The organism is Bradyrhizobium sp. CCBAU 051011 (assembly GCF_009930815.1).
Lineage (GTDB): Bacteria > Pseudomonadota > Alphaproteobacteria > Rhizobiales > Xanthobacteraceae > Bradyrhizobium.
Genome location: NZ_CP022222.1, coordinates 5,808,583 through 5,826,079, shown reverse-complemented (window position 1 = coordinate 5,826,079; position 17,497 = coordinate 5,808,583). Strand labels below are relative to the sequence as shown.

Below are 17,497 nucleotides of genomic sequence, written 5' to 3'. Positions count from 1 at the left end.
ATTTTGCAGTTCACGTCTTGCAGACCGATCGCTTGCGCTCCGGCCGGAACCTGCGTGTCGGCGCAATCCGGGGCGCGACGGATATCCAATCATCGGACAATCGGTCCGCTCCCAAGAGCCATGCATGAATGATCCGCCACTTGTCCTGTCCGCGTGATTGGAAATCCAATAGCGGTGATCCTGCGTCCTGCAGTTCGTGAAAGAACTTCAATGAGTCTTTTCCAGTCGGTCCGTCCGGCTCGATCGCCTGCGTCAATATCCAGCGGTCCCACTCTTGAATGATCCGTACTCTTGCTTCGCTCTGTTTCATAGGCGCGTATCCCACCACGGTACCCCGTGGGCACTGAGTGATCGCGCTGGTCAAGGTTAGCTGGAAAGGTGCATACGCCGCCGCGCGTCCCCACACCTTTGCCGAACCTCACTATAACCAAACTTCTTAACAAGTATTCATCTTTATCGCCCCGCCCGCAAAAGGGTCCATCTACGCTCTCGTTTCCCCTTCGAAAGGTCCAATTTTTGACGCGGACTCAGCCGTATCTTTCCCAGTAGCATGGCTCGGGGTGAGTTCGTGTCAGGGGATTTCAGTCATGGCCAATGCATATCCAGCGTCCAGCAGCCACAGTGCCGGATCGGCTCACAATGATACGGACTGGGACGACGAAGCCGACACGGAGCGGGTGGCGCTTATCGAGGAAAATGCACGGCTTCGGGCGCTCGTCGTCCAGCTCTCAACGCTCGTGCTCAAGAACGTCGTCGATCAGCATAACTCGCCGCAACTGATCCCGGTCAAGCGGCCAAGGTTTGATTGAATTCAAGGCTGGATTGAAGGCGCTATTCGGCCTGTCCGGATCGCAGCGACATCGTTTCCCACATCGCGACGACGATCAGGACCGCGGTGGTCAGGATGGATAGCATCAGCGGCGAAAGCTCGCCGGCAAACCACGCAATCGCGCAGAGTGCGATGATGCCGGCGCCGTGCGAGAGTTGAAGAAAGCCGCGAAAACTGTACTTGAACAGGACGGTCCCAAACAGAAACAGCAAGGGACCGCCGATCGCGCTCGTCACCGTGTTCAGATCGGAATGACCACCCGGGTGCTTCAGCACCAGCTCATCGGCCACCGCCGCGACGATGATGCCGGCCACGATCGGCATGTGCAGATAGGTATAGGCGAGCCGCGCCAGCCTGCCCGGCTCGCTCGATTTTGAAAGCTCTTCGGAGGCGGCCTCGGCGCCGATGTGGAAATAGATCCACCACATCGCGATGCTGCCGAGCAAGGCCGAGACGAACGCCAGAACGTTTTCGCTCGTCCAGGTGAGTTCTGCGAAAGTCGCGCCGATGACGACGACGGATTCGCCGAGCGCGATGATGATGAAGAGCGCGCAACGCTCGGCCATGTGGCCGCCTTCGATCATCCAGTCCGCGACCGATGACGCGCCATAGCGCGGAATCCAGAACCGCACCGCCGGCGAAATATATTCGATGGCGAGCGCAACGGCCCATAGCGCCAGGCGCGACTGACCTTCGGCAATCCCGCCGGCGATCCAGAAGATGGCTGATGTCGAGAGCCAGGCGGCGATCCGGATGGCATTCATCCTGATGCGCGGGCGCGAGACCGGCGTCGACAGCCACAGAAATATCGTCTTGCCGACCTGCATCGTCGCATAGGCGATGGCGAACCACAGGCCGCGCTCGTCAAACGCCTTCGGGATCGATGTCGACAGCACCAGCCCGCCCAGCATCATTGCAAACAGCAGGAGCCGGACCGGAGTCTTCTCGGGATTGAGCCAGTTGGTAATCCAGGATGTAAAAACCCAGACCCACCACACTGCCAGAAAAAGCAGCGTGACCTGCAGCGCGCCGAGAAGGGTGAAATGCGCGAGCAGCGTGTGCGAGATCTGGGTAACGGCAAAGACGAAAACGAGGTCGAAGAACAGCTCCGCATAGGTGACGCGGTTGTGCTGGTGCGGCACGATCACGCGAAACATCGCGCCGTGCGGATCGTTCGTCATTGGTGCCCCTGCGTGGCTGGTCGCGGACTAGCGCTCCGGCACTCCGGGTCCGGCAGGTACCCCGGTCTGCAGCGCCAGCGCGTGCAGCACGCCGCCCATCTGGCCCTTGAGCGACTGATACACGATCTGATGCTGCTGCACGCGCGACTTGCCGCGGAAGGATTCCGAGATCACGGTCGCGGCGTAGTGGTCGCCATCGCCTGCGAGATCGCGGATCGTCACCTCGGCATCGGGGATAGCTGCCTTGATCATCGATTCGATATCGTGGGCGTCCATCGGCATCCAGCATGTCTCCGTCAGGTGTTTCGAATCACGGCCGGCTCGCGCGACCGTGACGGCCAAACCTAGCGCGTACGCTCTTCTAGGTCACGCCTGCCGCCACTATATTCCCGGCCGAACGGTTTGACACCGCGAGATCCGGTCGCGCCCGCTCACATAGGGCTGACCTAAAAAGAGGCTAAAAACCATGAAATTGCCCGGTCCCGACCATCCGATCACGATAACGGCAAATCCCAGGCGCGTCCGGGTCTCGGCGGGCGGCGTGGTCATCGCCGATACCACCCATGCGCTGACCCTCAAGGAAGCCAGCTATCCGGCAGTGCAATATGTGCCGCGCGAGGACGCCAATATGGCGCTGCTCGCCCGCACCGAGCGGACCACGCACTGCCCCTACAAGGGGGATGCGAACTATTTCAGCATCAATGCCAACGGCAACCGCATCGAAAATTCGATCTGGACCTATGAGACGCCCTTCCCGGCCATGGCCGAAATCGCGGGCCATCTGGCGTTCTACCCCGACAAGGTGACGATCGAGGAAGTGGGGTAAGGCAGAGACGGCGTCATCCGGGACGATGCATCGAAACCGGAATGTCCGGCGTGCGTAGCTACGCTCTGAATATCGTAAGCCCGAGGATCAGGAGCACCAGGAAGATTGCGACGAAGACATAGAACAGGAAGCGGGCGATGTCGGCGGAAGCCGCCGAAATGCCGGTGAAGCCGAGAAGGCCGGCGACGATCGACACCAGAAAGAAGATCAGCGCCCATTTGAGAATTGTCATTGCTTGCTCCGGGACCTCTGGGCCACGCCAATGGTGCCCCCTTAACTCAAATTCACCGGTTTTAACGGCGGGTTGCGCTGCCGGTTCCGAAGCAACCTCGTGTGGAAGAGCGGTTCGTCAGCGCCCGATTGGGCCTTGCTGAATCGGGTTCCCCGCTGCAACATTTGACTATCTAGCCTGGCCGGGAGGCCTGCATGACATCGATTTCCACCGTGGGGCATGCCGACGTCAGCGCCGTGCCCAAAGCCAAATCGCGAAACCTTTCGCTGGATCGCGCCCGCACCTTCCTGACGCTGGTGGTGCTGCTCCACCACGCCGTCATCCCCTATACCTATTTCGGTCATACCGATCCGACGCACTTCTTCGGCTTCGACATGATCGTGCTCGCCACTGACAGCTTCTTCATGGCGATGTTCTTCTTCCTGTCGGGACTGTTCGCCTGGTCTGGTATCGCCCGCAAAGGACCGGCGAGCTATTTGGCAGATCGCCTGATTCGACTTGGCTTACCCTTCGTGATCTGCGCCTTCACGGTCATTCCGCTGGCCTATTACGCCATCTCACTGCGGCACCATCCCGAGATCGGCTTTTCGGAATACTGGTGGAATATGATCACGAAAGGCCCGTGGCCGAGCGGGCCGATCTGGTTCCTTTGGGTCCTGCTCAGTTTCGACGTGGTGGCCTGCATCCTGTATCGGCTGTCACCCAACTTGCTCGATCCGATCAACCGGCTCTCGCTGCATGGCCGTCGCCGACCCGCAGTGTTCTTCGCGGTCATGCTTGCTGTCACCGCTGCATTCTATATTCCCGGGCTGGTTCACTACGGACATAGCAGTTGGTTTGAGTTCGGGCCGTTCTCGGTCCAGCACGGGCGCGTGATGCTCTATGCGAGCTACTTCTTTTTCGGCGCCGGCATCGGCGTTGCGCAAATGGATCGCGGGCTGCTCTCTGCAGACGGCCGGATGGCGAAGGTCAGCTGGGACTGGATGGTGCTGGCGATCGTTCCGTATTGCTTGCTGTGGGTGCTGATCTTCATCAAGCGCGAAATACTGGGCAACCCGTCGCCGTTGCCGGACTGGTATGAAGCGCTCTATGCCATCTGCTTCACTGTCTTCAGCGTGGCCATCATGTTTCTGATCCTGGCCTTTTTCCAAAGGTTCAGGCAATCAGGCTCGGCCAAGCTGCTCGATCCGATGCAGTCGGACGCCTACGGCATGTTCCTGGTGCATTATCCGATCGCGCTTTGGCTGCAATACTGGCTGTTCGACTACGACCTGCCGGCGATCGTGAAGGCGACGGTCGGATTCGTGCTGACGGTCGCGTTCAGCTGGGCGCTGACGCGCGCGTTGCGGCAGATCCCCGGGGCGAGCAAGGTGTTATAGCGAAGCGACACTGGCCTCGCAGCGTCATTGCGAGCGCAGCGAAGCAATCCACACCTCAACACGGGGAAAGATGGATTGCTTCGCTTCGCTCGCAATGACGGTGCGAACCTACGCCGCCTTGCCGCTCATATAGGCGGGCAGCCAGTGCTCGAACGCCGACTTCAGCGCACTCACCGCCACCTGCCCCTCGCCCGCAACCGCGATCGCATCGCCGCCCGTGGTGCCGATCCGCGCGCATGGCACGCCCGCGCCCTTCATCTTCGCCAGTACGAGGCCGGCGTCTGCCGCCGGCACGGTGACGATGTAGCGCGCCTGATCCTCGCCGAACCAGTAGGCGTGCGGCACGGTCGAGGCTGGCGCGGCCAATAGCTGCGCGCCGATACCGCTGGCAATGGCCATCTCGGCCAGCGCAATCAACAGCCCGCCGTCGGAGACGTCATGCACGGCCGTGGCCGTGCCGGCATGGATCATGCCGCGCACCACGTCGCCATTGCGCTTTTCGGCAGCGAGATCGACCGGCGGAGGCGCGCCCTCCTCGCGGCCGCAGACGTCGCGCAGGTACACGGACTGACCGAGCCAGCCTTGCGTGTCGCCGATCAACAGGATCGCGTCGCCATCGGCCTTGAACGCCAGCGAGGCGGACTTGGTGAAGTCGTCGAGCAGGCCGACGCCGCCGATCGACGGCGTCGGCAGGATGCCGCGGCCATTGGTCTCGTTGTAGAGCGAGACGTTGCCGGAGACGACCGGAAAGTCGAGCGCGCTGCAGGCTACCGAAATACCTTTCAGGCAGCCGACGAACTGGCCCATGATCTCGGGCCGTTCCGGATTGCCAAAATTGAGATTGTCGGTGATCGCGAGCGGCCGGCCGCCGACCGCGGTGATGTTGCGCCAGGCTTCCGCCACCGCCTGCTTGCCGCCCTCGAACGGGTCGGCCTCGCAATAGCGCGGCGTCACATCGACGGTGAGCGCGAGCCCCTTCGGCCCGTCCTCGACCCGCACCACGGCGGCGTCGCCGCCAGGGCGCTGCACGGTATTGCCCAAAATGACGTGGTCGTACTGCTCCCACACCCAGCGCTTCGAGCACAGCTCGGGCGTTGCGACCAGCTTCTCCAGCGCCGGCATAATTCCGATCGGCGCCTTGACCTCGCGCGCCTGCACGACCGGCAGTGCCACGGACGGGACATGTGGCCTGTCATAGACCGGCGCCTCGTCGCCGAGTTCCTTGATCGGCAGGTCGGCCATGACATCGCCGCCATGTTTGACCACGAAGCGCTTGGTCGGCGTGGTGTAGCCGACGACGGCAAAGTCCAATCCCCACTTCGTGAAGATCGCCTCGGCCTCTTTTTCCTTCTCGGGCTTGAGCACCATAAGCATGCGCTCCTGGCTCTCCGAGAGCATCATCTCGTAGGCGCTCATGCCGGTTTCGCGCGTCGGCACTGCGTTGAGATCGAGCTCGACGCCGAGGTCGCCCTTGGCGCCCATCTCGACCGCCGAGCATGTCAGCCCCGCCGCGCCCATGTCCTGGATTGCGATGACGCAACCCTTTTCCATGATCTCGAGGCAAGCCTCTAACAGCAACTTTTCGGCGAAGGGATCGCCGACCTGCACGGTCGGGCGCTTCTCCTCGGAATTGTCGTCGAACTCGGCTGAGGCCATCGAGGCGCCGTGAATGCCGTCGCGGCCGGTCTTGGAGCCCAGATAGACGATCGGCATGTTCACGCCGGAGGCCGCCGCATAGAAGATCTTGCTGGATTCGGCCAGCCCAACCGCCATCGCGTTGACCAGGATGTTGCCGTCATAGCGGGTGTGAAAACGCACCTGCCCGCCGACCGTCGGCACGCCGAAGGAGTTGCCGTAGCCGCCGACGCCGGCGACCACGCCCGACACCAGGTGCCGCGTCTTCGGGTGTTCCGGCGCGCCAAAGCTCAGCGCATTGAGGCAGGCAATGGGCCGCGCGCCCATGGTGAAGACGTCGCGCAAAATGCCGCCGACGCCCGTGGTCGCGCCCTGATAGGGCTCGATGTAGCTCGGGTGGTTGTGGCTCTCCATCTTGAACACGACCGCCTGGCCGTCGCCGATGTCGATCACGCCGGCGTTCTCGCCCGGGCCCTGGATCACCCATGGCGCCTTGGTCGGCAGCCCCCGTAGATGGATGCGGGAGGATTTGTACGAGCAGTGCTCGTTCCACATCGCCGAGAAAATCCCGAGCTCGGTGAAGGTCGGCACCCGCCCAATCAGCTTGAGGATGCGCTCATACTCGTCGGGCTTCAAACCATGGCTGGCGACGAGGTCGGGGGTGATCTGGGGCTCGTTCTTGGGCGCGTTCATGGGTCCCTTAATAGGTAGATCGAACGGGGGCGAAAAGGCCTTTTAGGGGGCATTTTCGGCCTGTCCAGAGCTTTGCGGCGGCTGGCCGCAGGGATGCGGATTTGCACTGCGGGGATGGATCGGATTTAAGGACCCAAACCGACAATTGAAGGCCAGATTTCGTGAACCAGCTCGCCAAGACCGCATTCGACCTCCGCCCCGATCTCCACGTCGAAACCGAGGGCGAATTCGAGGGCTGGCGGACCTGGAAACGCGACCATTTCGAGACCCATGCCGGCCCGTTCTACCACCGGATGGACGAGAACGGCCGCATCACCTGCGCGTTCCGGGTCGCGAAAAAACACCTCAACGGCGGCGGCAATGTCCATGGCGGCTGCTTCATGACCTTTGCCGATTACTGCCTGTTCGCGCTGGCCGGCTCGGTGCTGCAGAGCCCGGGGGTGACTGTGTCGTTTTCGTCCGAGTTCCTCGATGCCGCCCGCCAGGGCGAGCTCATCGAATGCACCGGCGAGGTCACCCGCGCCGGCGGCTCGCTGATCTTCGTGCGGGGCATCTTGAAATCCGGCGAACGGTCGCTGTTCACCTTCTCCGGCACCATCAAGCGGGTGAAATGGAAGAAGCCGACGGACGCCGTTGCCACCTGATGCGCCACAGCCCCGTCGCGGCTGGCGCGACTATGCGTTGCTGCTCGCGCTGGCGTGCTGCTGGAGCTCGACCTATCCGCTGACCAAGATCGGCCTCGGCTCGATTCCGCCGATCACCTTCATCTCGGCGCGCTCCTTGATTGCGGCAGCCTTTCTGTTCGCGGTCCTGCGCGTGCGCAGCGTGCGGATGCCCGTGGACGCCAAGGCCTGGAAGCTGTTCGCGCAGCAACAGACCATCAATTCGACACTGCCGTTTCTGTTGATCACCTGGGCGCAGCAATATGTGCCGGCATCGAATACGGTGGTGCTGGCCTCGACGACGCCGATCTTCGCGTTTCTCATCACCTGGGGCATCACGCGGCATGAGCCGGCCACGCTGCTGAAGCTGATCGGCGCCGTTCTGGGGCTGGCCGGCACGGCCGTGATCATCGGCCTCGACGCGCTCGCCGCGCTCGATGCCAACATCCTGGCCGAGATCGTCATCCTGATCGCCACCATCTCGTTCGCATGCGCCACGATCTTCGGGTTGCGGCTGACGGACTACGACCCCATGGTGGTGGCCGCGGGCTCGCTCCTGTTCGGCGGCACGGTGCTATTGCCATTCGCGCTGCTCGTCGATCATCCCTGGACCTTGCGGCCGACGACTGAAGCGCTGGTCGCCACCGCCGCGATGGGGATCGTGTCCAGCGCCTTCGGGCTGATGCTGTTCTACATGTGCCTGACGCGGCTCGGTACGCTGACCACCAACGCGCAGGGCTATTTGCGCATCCCGATCGGCGTCGGCCTCTCGGTGCTGCTGCTCGGCGAAGCCGTACCGGCGAACCTTGCGCTCGGCCTCGTGCTCGTCATGACGGGCGTCGCCGCGATGACCATCCCGCGCGGCCATTATCGCAAGTGGATCGATCGCCTCCGTGGGAACAAGGACGAATGAACCCCGCCGGCGTGCTCACGCCGACAATTGCTTTTCGGCGATCGCAAGCCACTCCGCCTGGGCATCGCGCAGATATTTTGGCGCGCGCCGCATCGAGAGCAGCAATTCGTTGAACACGATCCTGGCTTCGGCGGTGCGTCCCGCCATGCTCAGCAGCATGCCGTAACGCACCTTGGCCTCGGCGTCCGGAAAATAGGCGACGAGCGCATGGTATTCGTCGAGCGCCTCGTCGATGCGGCCGACCTCGGCCAAGGCGCGGGCATAGAGCAGATGCCCGTCGGCCGATTCGAAATCGGGCCAGTGCTGTTTCAGATCATCCAGTGTCGCGAGCACATCCGCCGCACGGGTGAGACCGAATTGCGCCTGCGCCTTGCCCAGCGCGTAGGCCGGCTCGCGCCCCATCGGCAGCGTGAGGACGTGATCGTAGTGCCGCTCGGCTTCATCGAAGCGCCCGACCTTCAGGCATTCGGCCGCAAGCGCGTCGCGGTTCGCAATGGTGTCGCTGCCGGTGAGCCGGTCGCACAGCTCACGATAGCGCTTTTCCGGATCGAGTCTATCAGCCATCCGCTTGCGCGCCTGTTGCGCGCCCGGGCTGCCGAACCATTCCGGGATCAGCTCGACGACGATGTAGGCGAGCGCGCCGACAAAGGGGATCATCAGGATGATGAAAGCCCAGGGCTGCAGGCGCCCGGTCTTCGATGCGTGCCAGATCAGGGTGATGTCGAGCAGCAAAACAACGATAGCAACAGGCATGTGGGCAATTCCAGTCAAACCGGGCAGACGGTCCTTAGTGGCCTTGTTAGCGCGGCAAGTTCAATCAGACAATCTTCAGTTGTGAATGGACACGAATAGATCGCTGTGATTCCACACCTGTGGCGCGCGAGCCACGTCGACGGAACAGCAACGAACTGTGATTGGCAGGCAGGAACGCTGTGCTGGCGGACCTCGTTTGCTCCCGATGCAACAAAAAGGAGCAATCATGAAACTCGCAACACTCGGATTGGCGACGGCGCTTGTCTTCACGAGCAGTTTCGCATTCGCGCAGTCGAGCGGCGGCTCCGCAGGCGGAGGTTCGGGCACGGGCGGTACGGCGACCGGCGGCGCGACGGCGGGATCTTCCACCGGCGGAACGACCACCGGCAGCGCGACGGGTACGAACCCGAGCACCGGCATGAGCAACGACGCCGGCAGTGCGGCTGCTGGGCGGAACAGCGCGGTGAACCCGTCGGGAAACACGCACATCAACCCCTCGCCCAGCGGTTCGACGCTCGCGCCGGCAGGACCCGGCTCGCCGACCGGCAGATGATAGGCAGAAAACAAAAAGCCCCGCTTCAAGCGGGGCTTTTTTATTAACATGGTCGTCGCGGCTATTTCTTCTCTTCCAGCAACTTCCTGTATTTCTCGACGTCGCGCGTCACCAACTGCCCGAGCACCTCGCTGGCGTGCTCATGGGCGTCGGGGGCGACGGTGGAGAGATCGTGAAAGCGCTTCTTCACCGCCTCGCTCTCGACGGCGGCTTTCGCCGCGGCGTTCAGTTTCGCGATGACCGCAGCCGGCGTCCCCTTCGGCGCGAACAGGCCGTTCCAGCCCTGTGCTTCAAAATCGGGAAGTCCCGCTTCTGCCGACGTCGGCAGGTCGGGCAAGGTCGCAAGCCGCACCGTTGAGCCGACGACGATGCCTTTCACCAGTTTGTCGTCGATCGCCTGCGACACCGAGGCGGCGGAATCGCAGACGCCGTCGATCTGGCCGCCGATCGCGTCCGTCAGCGCCGGCGCCGCGCCGCGATAGCCGACGAGTTGGACCTCGATGCCGGCGGCCTGCACAAAGCTCTTGCAGATCAGGAAATTCGAGGAGCCGACGCCGGCATGGCCGAGATTGACCTTGCCGGGATTCTTCTTCGCATAGGCGATGAAATCCTGCAGGTTCTTCGCCGGGAAATCCTTGCGCAGCGCGATGATGCCGAAGGTCTTCGCAACGACCGCGATCGGCACGAAGGATTCCGGCGTAAACGGCAGTTTCGGATAGATCGTGTAGGTCGCGGCACTGGTGCCGGCATTGCCGATCGCGATGGTGTAGCCGTCGGCGTCCGCGCGCGCGGCGCGCGACAGCGCGGTCGAGCCGCCGGCGCCAGCGACATTCTCGATCACGATCGGCTGCCCGAGCGACTTGCTCATCTCCTCGGCCACCACGCGCGCAATCACGTCGGAGGTGCCGCCGGCCGCGAACGGCACGATCATGCTGACGGGACGCTTCGGATAGTCCTGCGCATGGGCCGGCACGGCTAGCAGCAGCGTCGCAACGACGGCTGACACGCGCATCGCGAACAACTTCACGCGGCTTTTTCCAGATGCGCGGCAAGGCCTGCGAACAGGCCGCGGCCGTCGGTGCAGCCCATGATGTCTTCGACGTGGTTCTCGGGGTGCGGCATCATGCCGAGCACATTGCCGCGCTCGTTGACGATGCCGGCGATCGATTCCGCCGCGCCGTTGATGTTGGACTCCTCGTCGACGACGCCGTCGGCGGAGCAGTAGCGATAGAGCACCCGCCCCTCGCTCTCGAGCCGCTTCACCGTCTCTTCATCGGCCTCGTAATTGCCCTCGCCATGGGCGACCGGCACACGGATAACCTGCCCGGCATTGTAGCCCCGCGTGAACGGCGAGTCGGAGCGTTCGACCCGCAGATGGACGTCCTTGCAGATGAATTTCAGCCGCGCATTACGCATGAGCACACCGGGCAACAGCCCCGCCTCGCAGAGGATCTGGAAGCCGTTGCAGACGCCGAGCACCAGGCCCCCATCGGCCGCATGTTTACGCACCGCGTCCATGACAGGCGCGCGCGCGGCAATCGCGCCGCAGCGCAGATAGTCGCCGTACGAGAACCCGCCTGGCACGACGACCAGATCGGTGCCCTTCGGCAGTTCGGTCTCCGCGTGCCAGACCATCGCGGCTTCATTACCCGAGGCAAGCTTGAGCGCGCGCGCCATGTCGCGCTCGCGGTTGATTCCGGGAAAGACGAGAACGGCTGATTTCATGGAAAGTGCCTAGAGAAGTTCGACCCGGTAATTCTCGATAACGGTGTTCGCCAGCAGCTTGTCGGCGGCGTCTTTCAGCGCCGCCTCGGCCTTGGCCCTGTCGGCGCCTGACAGTTCGATGTCGAACACCTTGCCCTGGCGGACGCTGGCGATGCCGTCGACGCCGAGCGACTTCAGCGCGCCTTCGATGGCCTTGCCCTGCGGATCGAGAATGCCCGACTTCAACGTAACGGTAACGCGTGCCTTCACGAGACTTGCCCCAGTTCTTCTCAGCTCTTCACCAGCACCGGGCCGGTGCCGGCCGGGCGCTCGTTCTCCATCAGAATGCCCAGACGCTTCGCCACTTCGGTATAGGCTTCGAGCAAGCCACCGAGGTCGCGGCGGAAACGGTCCTTGTCGAGCTTCTCGTTCGACTTGATGTCCCACAGCCGGCAAGAGTCGGGCGAAATTTCGTCGGCGACGATGATCCGCATCATCTCGTTCTCGAACAGGCGGCCGCATTCCATCTTGAAATCGACCAGACGGATGCCGATGCCGAGAAACAGCCCAGTGAGGAAGTCGTTGACGCGGATGGCGAGCGCCATGATGTCGTCGATTTCCTGCGGTGTGGCCCAGCCGAACGCGGTGATGTGCTCTTCCGACACCATGGGATCGTTGAGCTGGTCGTTCTTGTAATAGAATTCGATGATCGAGCGCGGCAGCTGCGTGCCCTCCTCGATGCCGAGGCGCTGCGACAGCGAGCCCGCCGCGACGTTCCGCACCACCACCTCCAGCGGCACGATCTCGACCTCGCGAATCAGCTGCTCGCGCATGTTGAGGCGGCGGATGAAATGGGTCGGCACCCCGATGTCGTTGAGGTGCTGAAACAGGTACTCCGAAATCCGGTTATTGAGGACGCCCTTGCCCTCGATCACCTGGTGTTTCTTGGCATTGAACGCGGTCGCATCATCCTTGAAGTGCTGGATCAGGGTTCCCGGCTCCGGGCCTTCATACAGGACCTTGGCCTTACCCTCATAAATACGGCGTCGACGGCTCATTGGGATGTACCGTGTTTTGTTGAAATCCATGAAATTGGTGTGCTCCGGATGACAAGGGTTTGTGACCACGACGGAGCTGCCGTGAAGGCAAGATCCCGAACTCAAGCGACCGGAAACAGAACGAGAACCACGCCTACCGGCAACCTATCCGATTGGCCCATCCAGCACAATCGACCCGGCCCGATTGAGGCCAACTTATCCCGGTTACCTGCGGCCTAACGGCCCGTTGTTTTACCGATTCGCTCCCTCTATCTAGGTAGGCGATCGGGCCACGACAACGCGGCCTTGCTTACCATTTCCGGGATTGGAACCGAAGAATGAGCACTTTTGACAAGCGCGAAGAAGGTTTTGAGAAGAAATTTGCCCTCGACGAGGAGCAGAAGTTCAAGGCTGAGGCGCGCCGCAACAAGCTGCTCGGTCTTTGGGCAGCCGAAAAGCTCGGTCTGACCGGCGACGCCGCCACCGCCTATTCCAAAGAGGTGGTCGCGGCCGATTTCGAGGAAGCCGGCGACAGGGACGTCCAGGACAAGGTGGTGAAGGATTTTGCCGCCAAGGGCGTCGCCATTTCGGCGCCGGAAGTGCGCGCCAAGATGGATGAGCTGATGGCGGCCGCCGCCGCCCAGGTGAAGGCGGGAACCTAACGCTGAGCGTCATTCCGGACGACGCGAAGCGGCGATCTCAGATGCGCAATTGCGCATCGGGGAATCTCGAGATTCCGGGTCTGGTCCTTCGGACCATCCCGGAATGACGGCGCTAACGTTTAAGCGCCTTCGTCTCCCGATACTCCTTCCGAACGACCTCCAGCAACCGGCGCGCCGCCGCGCTCAAGAAGCCGCCGCGGCGCGTTACTGCCACCACATCGTGGCTCGCCCTGAGATCGCCAACGCCGATGGTCGCGATCGTCTTGTGCCGCAGCTCCTCGGCGGCGTTGCTCTCAGACAAAAGGGCGATGCCGAGACCGGCTTCCACCAGACGCTTCTGCGCGGTCAGGCTGTCGACCGGCGTCCACTCGATTTCACCCAATCCATGGGTCTGAAATAGCGCAAACACATGCGCGGCGGTAATCTCGCGCCTGCCCGGCACGATCGGAAATGCAATCCAGCGCTCGCCGCGCAGATCGGCGAGCTTTGCGACACGGCGGCCGGCCCGTGGATGATCCAGCGCGCACACCGCCTGCAGCCGCTCCGAGCACAGCAATTCGCAGTCGAGATCGCGCGAACGGTCACGGTCGTAACGCAGGCCGATGGTCACCTCTCCGCGCCGGATCAGGTCGCTGACTTCCGCGCTGGTCGCCGTGCGCAGGCTCAATTCGACCTCGGGATGTTCGGCGGCGAAGCGTTTTAGGATCGCCGACAGCCGTCCGCCCGCGAGCGTGCCGACCACGGCTAGCGCCACCGGCCCGGAATTCGGCCGCGCCAGCGCGCGAACTGCGTTCTCCGCATCCTGCGCGGCGGCGACGGCGCGCTCGGCGTAGGGCACCAGCACCCGACCCGCATCGCTTAGCATGGTGCGGCTCGCAATCCGCTCGAACAGCGGCACGCCGAGCTCCTGTTCCAATAGCGCAATGCGCCGCGAGATCGCCGGCTGCGAGCGGTGCAGCGCCTTTGCCGCGCTCGAAATGCCGCCACGGCGATGGACGGTCAGGAAGGTGAGAAGCGCATCGCTGTCCATGTCCGCCTCATGCAAAAAGCTGATGATATCCAGAGAAATAACAAATTTGGCTGATGGGCGATAGCCCGCTAGTTTCGTGGCCATCAGAACCGACAAAACCAAGCGGAGCACCCGATGCGAAGTCAGATGGAAAAAGCCGAAGCGTTTCGCGCGCTGCATGCGCGGCCCGGCGCATTCATCATTCCCAATCCCTGGGACGCCGGCACCGCGAAACTGCTCACCGCGACGGGCTTCGAGGCGCTTGCGACCACGAGCCTCGGCCTCGCCAACACGCTTGGCAGCAGGACCGTCAGCCTCGACGCCATCATCGAGAACTGCCGGATGATCGCTGACGCCACCGACCTCCCCGTCAGCGCCGACCTGGAAAACTGCGGCGCCGACGATCCGAACACCGCGGCAAAGGCGATCGCGCGCGCGGCGGAGGTAGGCTGCGTCGGCGGCTCGATCGAGGATTCGACCGGCGATCCACGCAACCCCATCTACGATTTTGCGCTCGCGGTCGAACGCGTGCAGGCGGCGGTCGAAGCGGCACGCAAACTGCCGTTTCCGTTCACGCTGACCGCGCGCGCCGAAAATTTCCTGCACGGCCGCAAGGATCTCGACGACACCATCAAGCGGCTGCAGGCGTTCGAGACGGTCGGCGCGGATGTTTTGTATTCCCCCGGCCTGTACGACCTCGAGACGATCCGCACCGTAGTGTCGTCGGTCGGCAAGCCGTTCAACCTGGTGATGGGATTTGCTGATCCGACGCTGACGCTTCCGCAACTCTCCGAGGCCGGCGTCAAGCGCATCAGCGTCGGCGGCGCGATGGAGCGCTACGCGCTGGCGGCGTTCTTAAAATGCGCGCGTGAGATGAAGGAGCGAGGTGCGTTCACTTTTGTGCGGGAGATGGCGCCGATTGGGGAAATCAGGGCGGCGTTCGGATGATCCGGTCTCTCCCAGTCATTGCGAGCGAAGCGAAGCAATCCATCTCTCCACAAGCGGAGGCATGGATTGCTTCGTCGCTTCGCTCCTCGCAATGACGGAGGGAATCACTCCTCCTTGAACCCGTATTCCGGCACATTCCCGCTGGCGCCGTAATATTTGTACGGCAGGAATTTGCCGGACATCGTTATCTTGACCCGGTCGCCCTTCGGATTGGCGACGCGGTCGATCGCCATGTCGAAATCGATCGCCGACATGATGCCGTCGCCGAATTCCTCCTCGATCAGCGCCTTCCACGCCGGGCCGTTGACCATCACCATTTCATAGAAGCGATAGATCAAGGGATCAGTCGGCGGCATCGGCGTGCCGGTGCCGCGCATCGGCACCTCGTTGAGCATCGCGACTTCCGATTTCGACAGCCCGAACAGCTCGCCGGCGTTCGCTGCTTGCGGCTTTGTCAGTTTCATCTGGCCCATGATGGCGCCGACGATCAGCACTTCCGAATAGCCGCCGATCTTTTCGCAGATATGTTTCCAGCTCCAGCCCTTCTCGCGCTTGATGTCGAGCAGCTTTTCGGTGAGGTCTTCGCGCTTCATGCTCCGTCTCCTTCTAACTCGTCTTGCCAGGCCTTGTGCCGGGCATCCACGTCTTGTTGGCGGGCCTAGGAAGACGTGGATGGCCGGGCCAGGCCCGGCCATGACGCCTGTGTTGAATCCTCGGCCTCCGCGGCAACCACCAATTCCGGCTTGCCGGGCCGCACGACCGGCACGTTGCGGGGATCGTGATCGGTCACCGTTGACGCAAACGTCTTGCTGCGGCTGACCAGGAAATCGACGATGTGGTTGCGCAGCGCGTAGTACAGCGGATGGCGGTGCAGATCGATGCGGCCGCGATCCTTTGGCAGCGGATTTTCCACGATCTCGGCCAGCACGGCGCCCGGACCATTGGTCATCAGAAAAATCTTGTCGGCGAGATAGATCGCTTCATCCACGTCATGGGTGATCATGAACGCGGTCTGTCCGGTCTCCAGGCAGATGCGCCGCACCTCGTCCTGCAGCGTGCCGCGTGTCAGCGCGTCCAGCGCCGAGAACGGCTCGTCCATCAGCATGATCTTTGGCGTGATCGAGAGCGCGCGCGCAATGCCTACGCGCTGCTTCATGCCGCCGGACAATTCCGACGGACGCTTGTGCTCGGAGCCGGTCAGCCCGACCAGGTCGATGAACTTCTGCGCATGCGCCTTCACCTTGGCGCGGTCCCAGTTGCGCCATTTCGAGGTGACGGCATAGGCGACGTTGCCGAGCACGGTGCGCCACGGCAAGAGCGCGTGGCTCTGGAAGATCACGGCGCGGTCGAGGCTCGTGCCTTCGATGGCCTGCCCATCGACGATGACGGCGCCTTCGCTCGGCTCGTCGAGTCCGGCAAGAATGTTCAGGACCGTGGTCTTGCCGCAGCCGGAATGTCCGATCACGCAGCCGAATTCGCCGCGGTTCATCGAGAGCCAGAGATCCTCAAAGATCGTGGTCTCGCCGCCGCCTGCCGCCGGGTAACGCCGCGCGATGCCCTCGATGGAAATGAATTTGTCGGTCATGACAGCTATTCCGGGAAGGTGACCATGCGCGTGAACCGCGCCAGGATCTGGTCGAGCAGCATGCCGACGATGCCGATCATCAGGATGGCGATGATGACGTTGGTGATCGAGAGGTTGTTCCACTCGTTCCAGACGAAGTAACCGATGCCGGTGCCGCCGACGAGCATCTCGGCCGCGACGATCACGAGCCAGGCGATGCCGATCGAGATCCGCATGCCCGTGAGGATCGTCGGCGCCGCGGCCGGCAGGATCACGGTGAAGGCGCGCCTGACGGTGCCGACTTCCAGCGTACGCGCGACGTTGATCCATTCCTTCCGCACCGAGGCGACACCGAATGCGGTGTTGAGCAGCATCGGCCACACCGAGCAGATGAAGATTACGAAGATCGCGGAGATCGAAGAATCCTTGATGGTGTAGAGCGCGAGTGGCATCCAGGCGAGCGGCGAGATCGGTTTCAGCACCTGGATGAAGGGATCGAGTGCCTTGCTGATCAGTGGCGACATGCCGATCAAAAAGCCAAGCGGGATCGCGACCATGACGGCGAGCAGATAGCCGAGGCCGACGCGCGCGATGGAATAGCCGAGCTGGATGCCGAGCCCTTTGTCGTTCGGCCCGTTGTCGTAGAACGGCTGCCTGAGATGCTCCCACAATTTGGCGCCGACATCGAGCGGTCCCGGCATCGCCGATTTGCCCTGGGTAGCCGTCAGCCCCATCAGCTTGGCGTATTCCGGCGACATGTTGGTGGCGGCCGACGTCGGGCGCGTGGCGAGATGCCAGATGCCGAGGAACGCGGCTAAAAGCACGATCGAGACCACGGCCGCGCGGAAGCGAAGGGATGAGGTCATCTTCTCCTTCTCCCCGCTTGCGGGGAGAAAGTCGGGATGAGGGGCGCTCTC

22 protein-coding genes are annotated in these 17,497 nt (G+C 62.8%); 7 read left to right on the top strand and 15 right to left on the bottom strand.

All coding sequences use genetic code 11. The features are described 5' to 3' along the window. Positions 1-10 precede the first annotated feature (10 nt). Positions 11-310, bottom strand: a complete 300-nt coding sequence (locus ACH79_RS27245) for a hypothetical protein (RefSeq protein ID WP_161853688.1) — start codon at positions 308-310, stop codon at positions 11-13. 277 nt (positions 311-587) lie between these two features. Between ACH79_RS27245 and ACH79_RS27240 the strand changes: the two genes are divergently transcribed. Beyond that, positions 588-809 carry a hypothetical protein gene (locus tag ACH79_RS27240; RefSeq protein ID WP_161853687.1) on the top strand — a complete coding sequence of 74 codons (222 nt, stop codon included), beginning with the start codon at positions 588-590 and terminating at the stop codon, positions 807-809. A gap of 22 nt (positions 810-831) precedes the next feature. Here the strand turns inward: ACH79_RS27240 and ACH79_RS27235 are convergent, their stop codons facing one another. Continuing rightward, entirely contained in the window at positions 832-2,010 is a 1,179-nt protein-coding gene (locus ACH79_RS27235) for a low temperature requirement protein A (protein ID WP_161853686.1), read from the bottom strand. 27 nt (positions 2,011-2,037) lie between these two features. Then, complete coding sequence (locus tag ACH79_RS27230; RefSeq protein WP_161853685.1) at positions 2,038-2,292, bottom strand: BolA family protein; 255 nt, start codon at positions 2,290-2,292, stop codon at positions 2,038-2,040. A 184-nt stretch (positions 2,293-2,476) separates the two neighbouring features. On the opposite strand from ACH79_RS27230, the gene ACH79_RS27225 reads away from it, so the two are divergent. Further along, entirely contained in the window at positions 2,477-2,836 is a 360-nt protein-coding gene (locus ACH79_RS27225) for a DUF427 domain-containing protein (RefSeq protein WP_161853684.1), read from the top strand. Positions 2,837-2,894: 58 nt separating this feature from the next. On the opposite strand, the gene ACH79_RS27220 is transcribed toward ACH79_RS27225, so the two are convergent. Further along, positions 2,895-3,068 carry a DUF1328 domain-containing protein gene (locus ACH79_RS27220; protein WP_082649994.1) on the bottom strand — a complete coding sequence of 58 codons (174 nt, stop codon included), beginning with the start codon at positions 3,066-3,068 and terminating at the stop codon, positions 2,895-2,897. A gap of 194 nt (positions 3,069-3,262) precedes the next feature. Between ACH79_RS27220 and ACH79_RS27215 the strand changes: the two genes are divergently transcribed. Then, a complete protein-coding gene (locus ACH79_RS27215; RefSeq protein WP_161853683.1) occupies positions 3,263-4,447 on the top strand; it encodes an acyltransferase in 1,185 nt (394 codons plus the stop codon). A gap of 108 nt (positions 4,448-4,555) precedes the next feature. Here the strand turns inward: ACH79_RS27215 and purL are convergent, their stop codons facing one another. Beyond that, the gene (gene purL, locus ACH79_RS27210) at positions 4,556-6,775 is read right to left on the bottom strand and encodes a phosphoribosylformylglycinamidine synthase subunit PurL (RefSeq protein ID WP_161853682.1); all 2,220 of its coding nucleotides are present in this window, start codon (positions 6,773-6,775) and stop codon (positions 4,556-4,558) included. A 161-nt stretch (positions 6,776-6,936) separates the two neighbouring features. Between purL and ACH79_RS27205 the strand changes: the two genes are divergently transcribed. Both ACH79_RS27205 and ACH79_RS27200 read left to right on the top strand, forming a co-directional pair. After that, positions 6,937-7,419 (top strand): PaaI family thioesterase, encoded by a 483-nt coding sequence (locus ACH79_RS27205; RefSeq protein ID WP_161853681.1) that lies wholly within the window; start codon positions 6,937-6,939, stop codon positions 7,417-7,419. After that, a complete protein-coding gene (locus tag ACH79_RS27200) occupies positions 7,409-8,350 on the top strand; it encodes a DMT family transporter (RefSeq protein ID WP_161853680.1) in 942 nt (313 codons plus the stop codon). Before ACH79_RS27205 ends, ACH79_RS27200 begins: the two co-directional genes overlap by 11 nt. 15 nt (positions 8,351-8,365) lie before the next feature. Here ACH79_RS27200 and ACH79_RS27195 read toward each other — a convergent pair whose 3' ends face one another. From ACH79_RS27195 to purC, 6 genes are all read right to left on the bottom strand, one after another. Then, positions 8,366-9,103: a tetratricopeptide repeat protein gene (locus ACH79_RS27195; protein ID WP_161853679.1), complete on the bottom strand. Its 738-nt coding sequence runs from the start codon at positions 9,101-9,103 to the stop codon at positions 8,366-8,368. A 75-nt stretch (positions 9,104-9,178) separates the two neighbouring features. Next, positions 9,179-9,685, bottom strand: a complete 507-nt coding sequence (locus ACH79_RS27190; RefSeq protein WP_161853678.1) for a hypothetical protein — start codon at positions 9,683-9,685, stop codon at positions 9,179-9,181. A gap of 32 nt (positions 9,686-9,717) precedes the next feature. Continuing rightward, a complete protein-coding gene (locus ACH79_RS27185; RefSeq protein WP_161856601.1) occupies positions 9,718-10,668 on the bottom strand; it encodes a tripartite tricarboxylate transporter substrate-binding protein in 951 nt (316 codons plus the stop codon). 11 nt (positions 10,669-10,679) lie between these two features. Beyond that, positions 10,680-11,381: a phosphoribosylformylglycinamidine synthase subunit PurQ gene (gene purQ / locus ACH79_RS27180; RefSeq protein WP_161853677.1), complete on the bottom strand. Its 702-nt coding sequence runs from the start codon at positions 11,379-11,381 to the stop codon at positions 10,680-10,682. A 9-nt stretch (positions 11,382-11,390) separates the two neighbouring features. Continuing rightward, positions 11,391-11,630, bottom strand: a complete 240-nt coding sequence (purS, locus tag ACH79_RS27175; RefSeq protein ID WP_161853676.1) for a phosphoribosylformylglycinamidine synthase subunit PurS — start codon at positions 11,628-11,630, stop codon at positions 11,391-11,393. A gap of 20 nt (positions 11,631-11,650) precedes the next feature. Further along, positions 11,651-12,418, bottom strand: coding sequence for a phosphoribosylaminoimidazolesuccinocarboxamide synthase (purC, locus tag ACH79_RS27170; RefSeq protein WP_171708996.1), 768 nt, complete (start codon positions 12,416-12,418; stop codon positions 11,651-11,653). A 317-nt stretch (positions 12,419-12,735) separates the two neighbouring features. Between purC and ACH79_RS27165 the strand changes: the two genes are divergently transcribed. Then, complete coding sequence (locus tag ACH79_RS27165; RefSeq protein ID WP_161853675.1) at positions 12,736-13,059, top strand: DUF1476 domain-containing protein; 324 nt, start codon at positions 12,736-12,738, stop codon at positions 13,057-13,059. A 112-nt stretch (positions 13,060-13,171) separates the two neighbouring features. On the opposite strand, the gene ACH79_RS27160 is transcribed toward ACH79_RS27165, so the two are convergent. After that, positions 13,172-14,089, bottom strand: coding sequence for a LysR family transcriptional regulator (locus ACH79_RS27160; protein WP_161853674.1), 918 nt, complete (start codon positions 14,087-14,089; stop codon positions 13,172-13,174). A 114-nt stretch (positions 14,090-14,203) separates the two neighbouring features. On the opposite strand from ACH79_RS27160, the gene ACH79_RS27155 reads away from it, so the two are divergent. After that, the gene (locus ACH79_RS27155; RefSeq protein ID WP_161853673.1) at positions 14,204-15,016 is read left to right on the top strand and encodes an oxaloacetate decarboxylase; all 813 of its coding nucleotides are present in this window, start codon (positions 14,204-14,206) and stop codon (positions 15,014-15,016) included. 104 nt (positions 15,017-15,120) lie between these two features. Here ACH79_RS27155 and cynS read toward each other — a convergent pair whose 3' ends face one another. The 3 genes from cynS to ntrB form a co-directional block, all read right to left on the bottom strand. Further along, positions 15,121-15,609 (bottom strand): cyanase, encoded by a 489-nt coding sequence (gene cynS, locus ACH79_RS27150; RefSeq protein WP_057838855.1) that lies wholly within the window; start codon positions 15,607-15,609, stop codon positions 15,121-15,123. Positions 15,610-15,674: 65 nt separating this feature from the next. Continuing rightward, complete coding sequence (locus ACH79_RS27145; protein WP_161853672.1) at positions 15,675-16,601, bottom strand: ABC transporter ATP-binding protein; 927 nt, start codon at positions 16,599-16,601, stop codon at positions 15,675-15,677. A 5-nt stretch (positions 16,602-16,606) separates the two neighbouring features. Then, positions 16,607-17,446: a nitrate ABC transporter permease gene (gene ntrB / locus ACH79_RS27140; RefSeq protein WP_161853671.1), complete on the bottom strand. Its 840-nt coding sequence runs from the start codon at positions 17,444-17,446 to the stop codon at positions 16,607-16,609. Between the last annotated feature and the right edge of the window lie 51 nt (positions 17,447-17,497).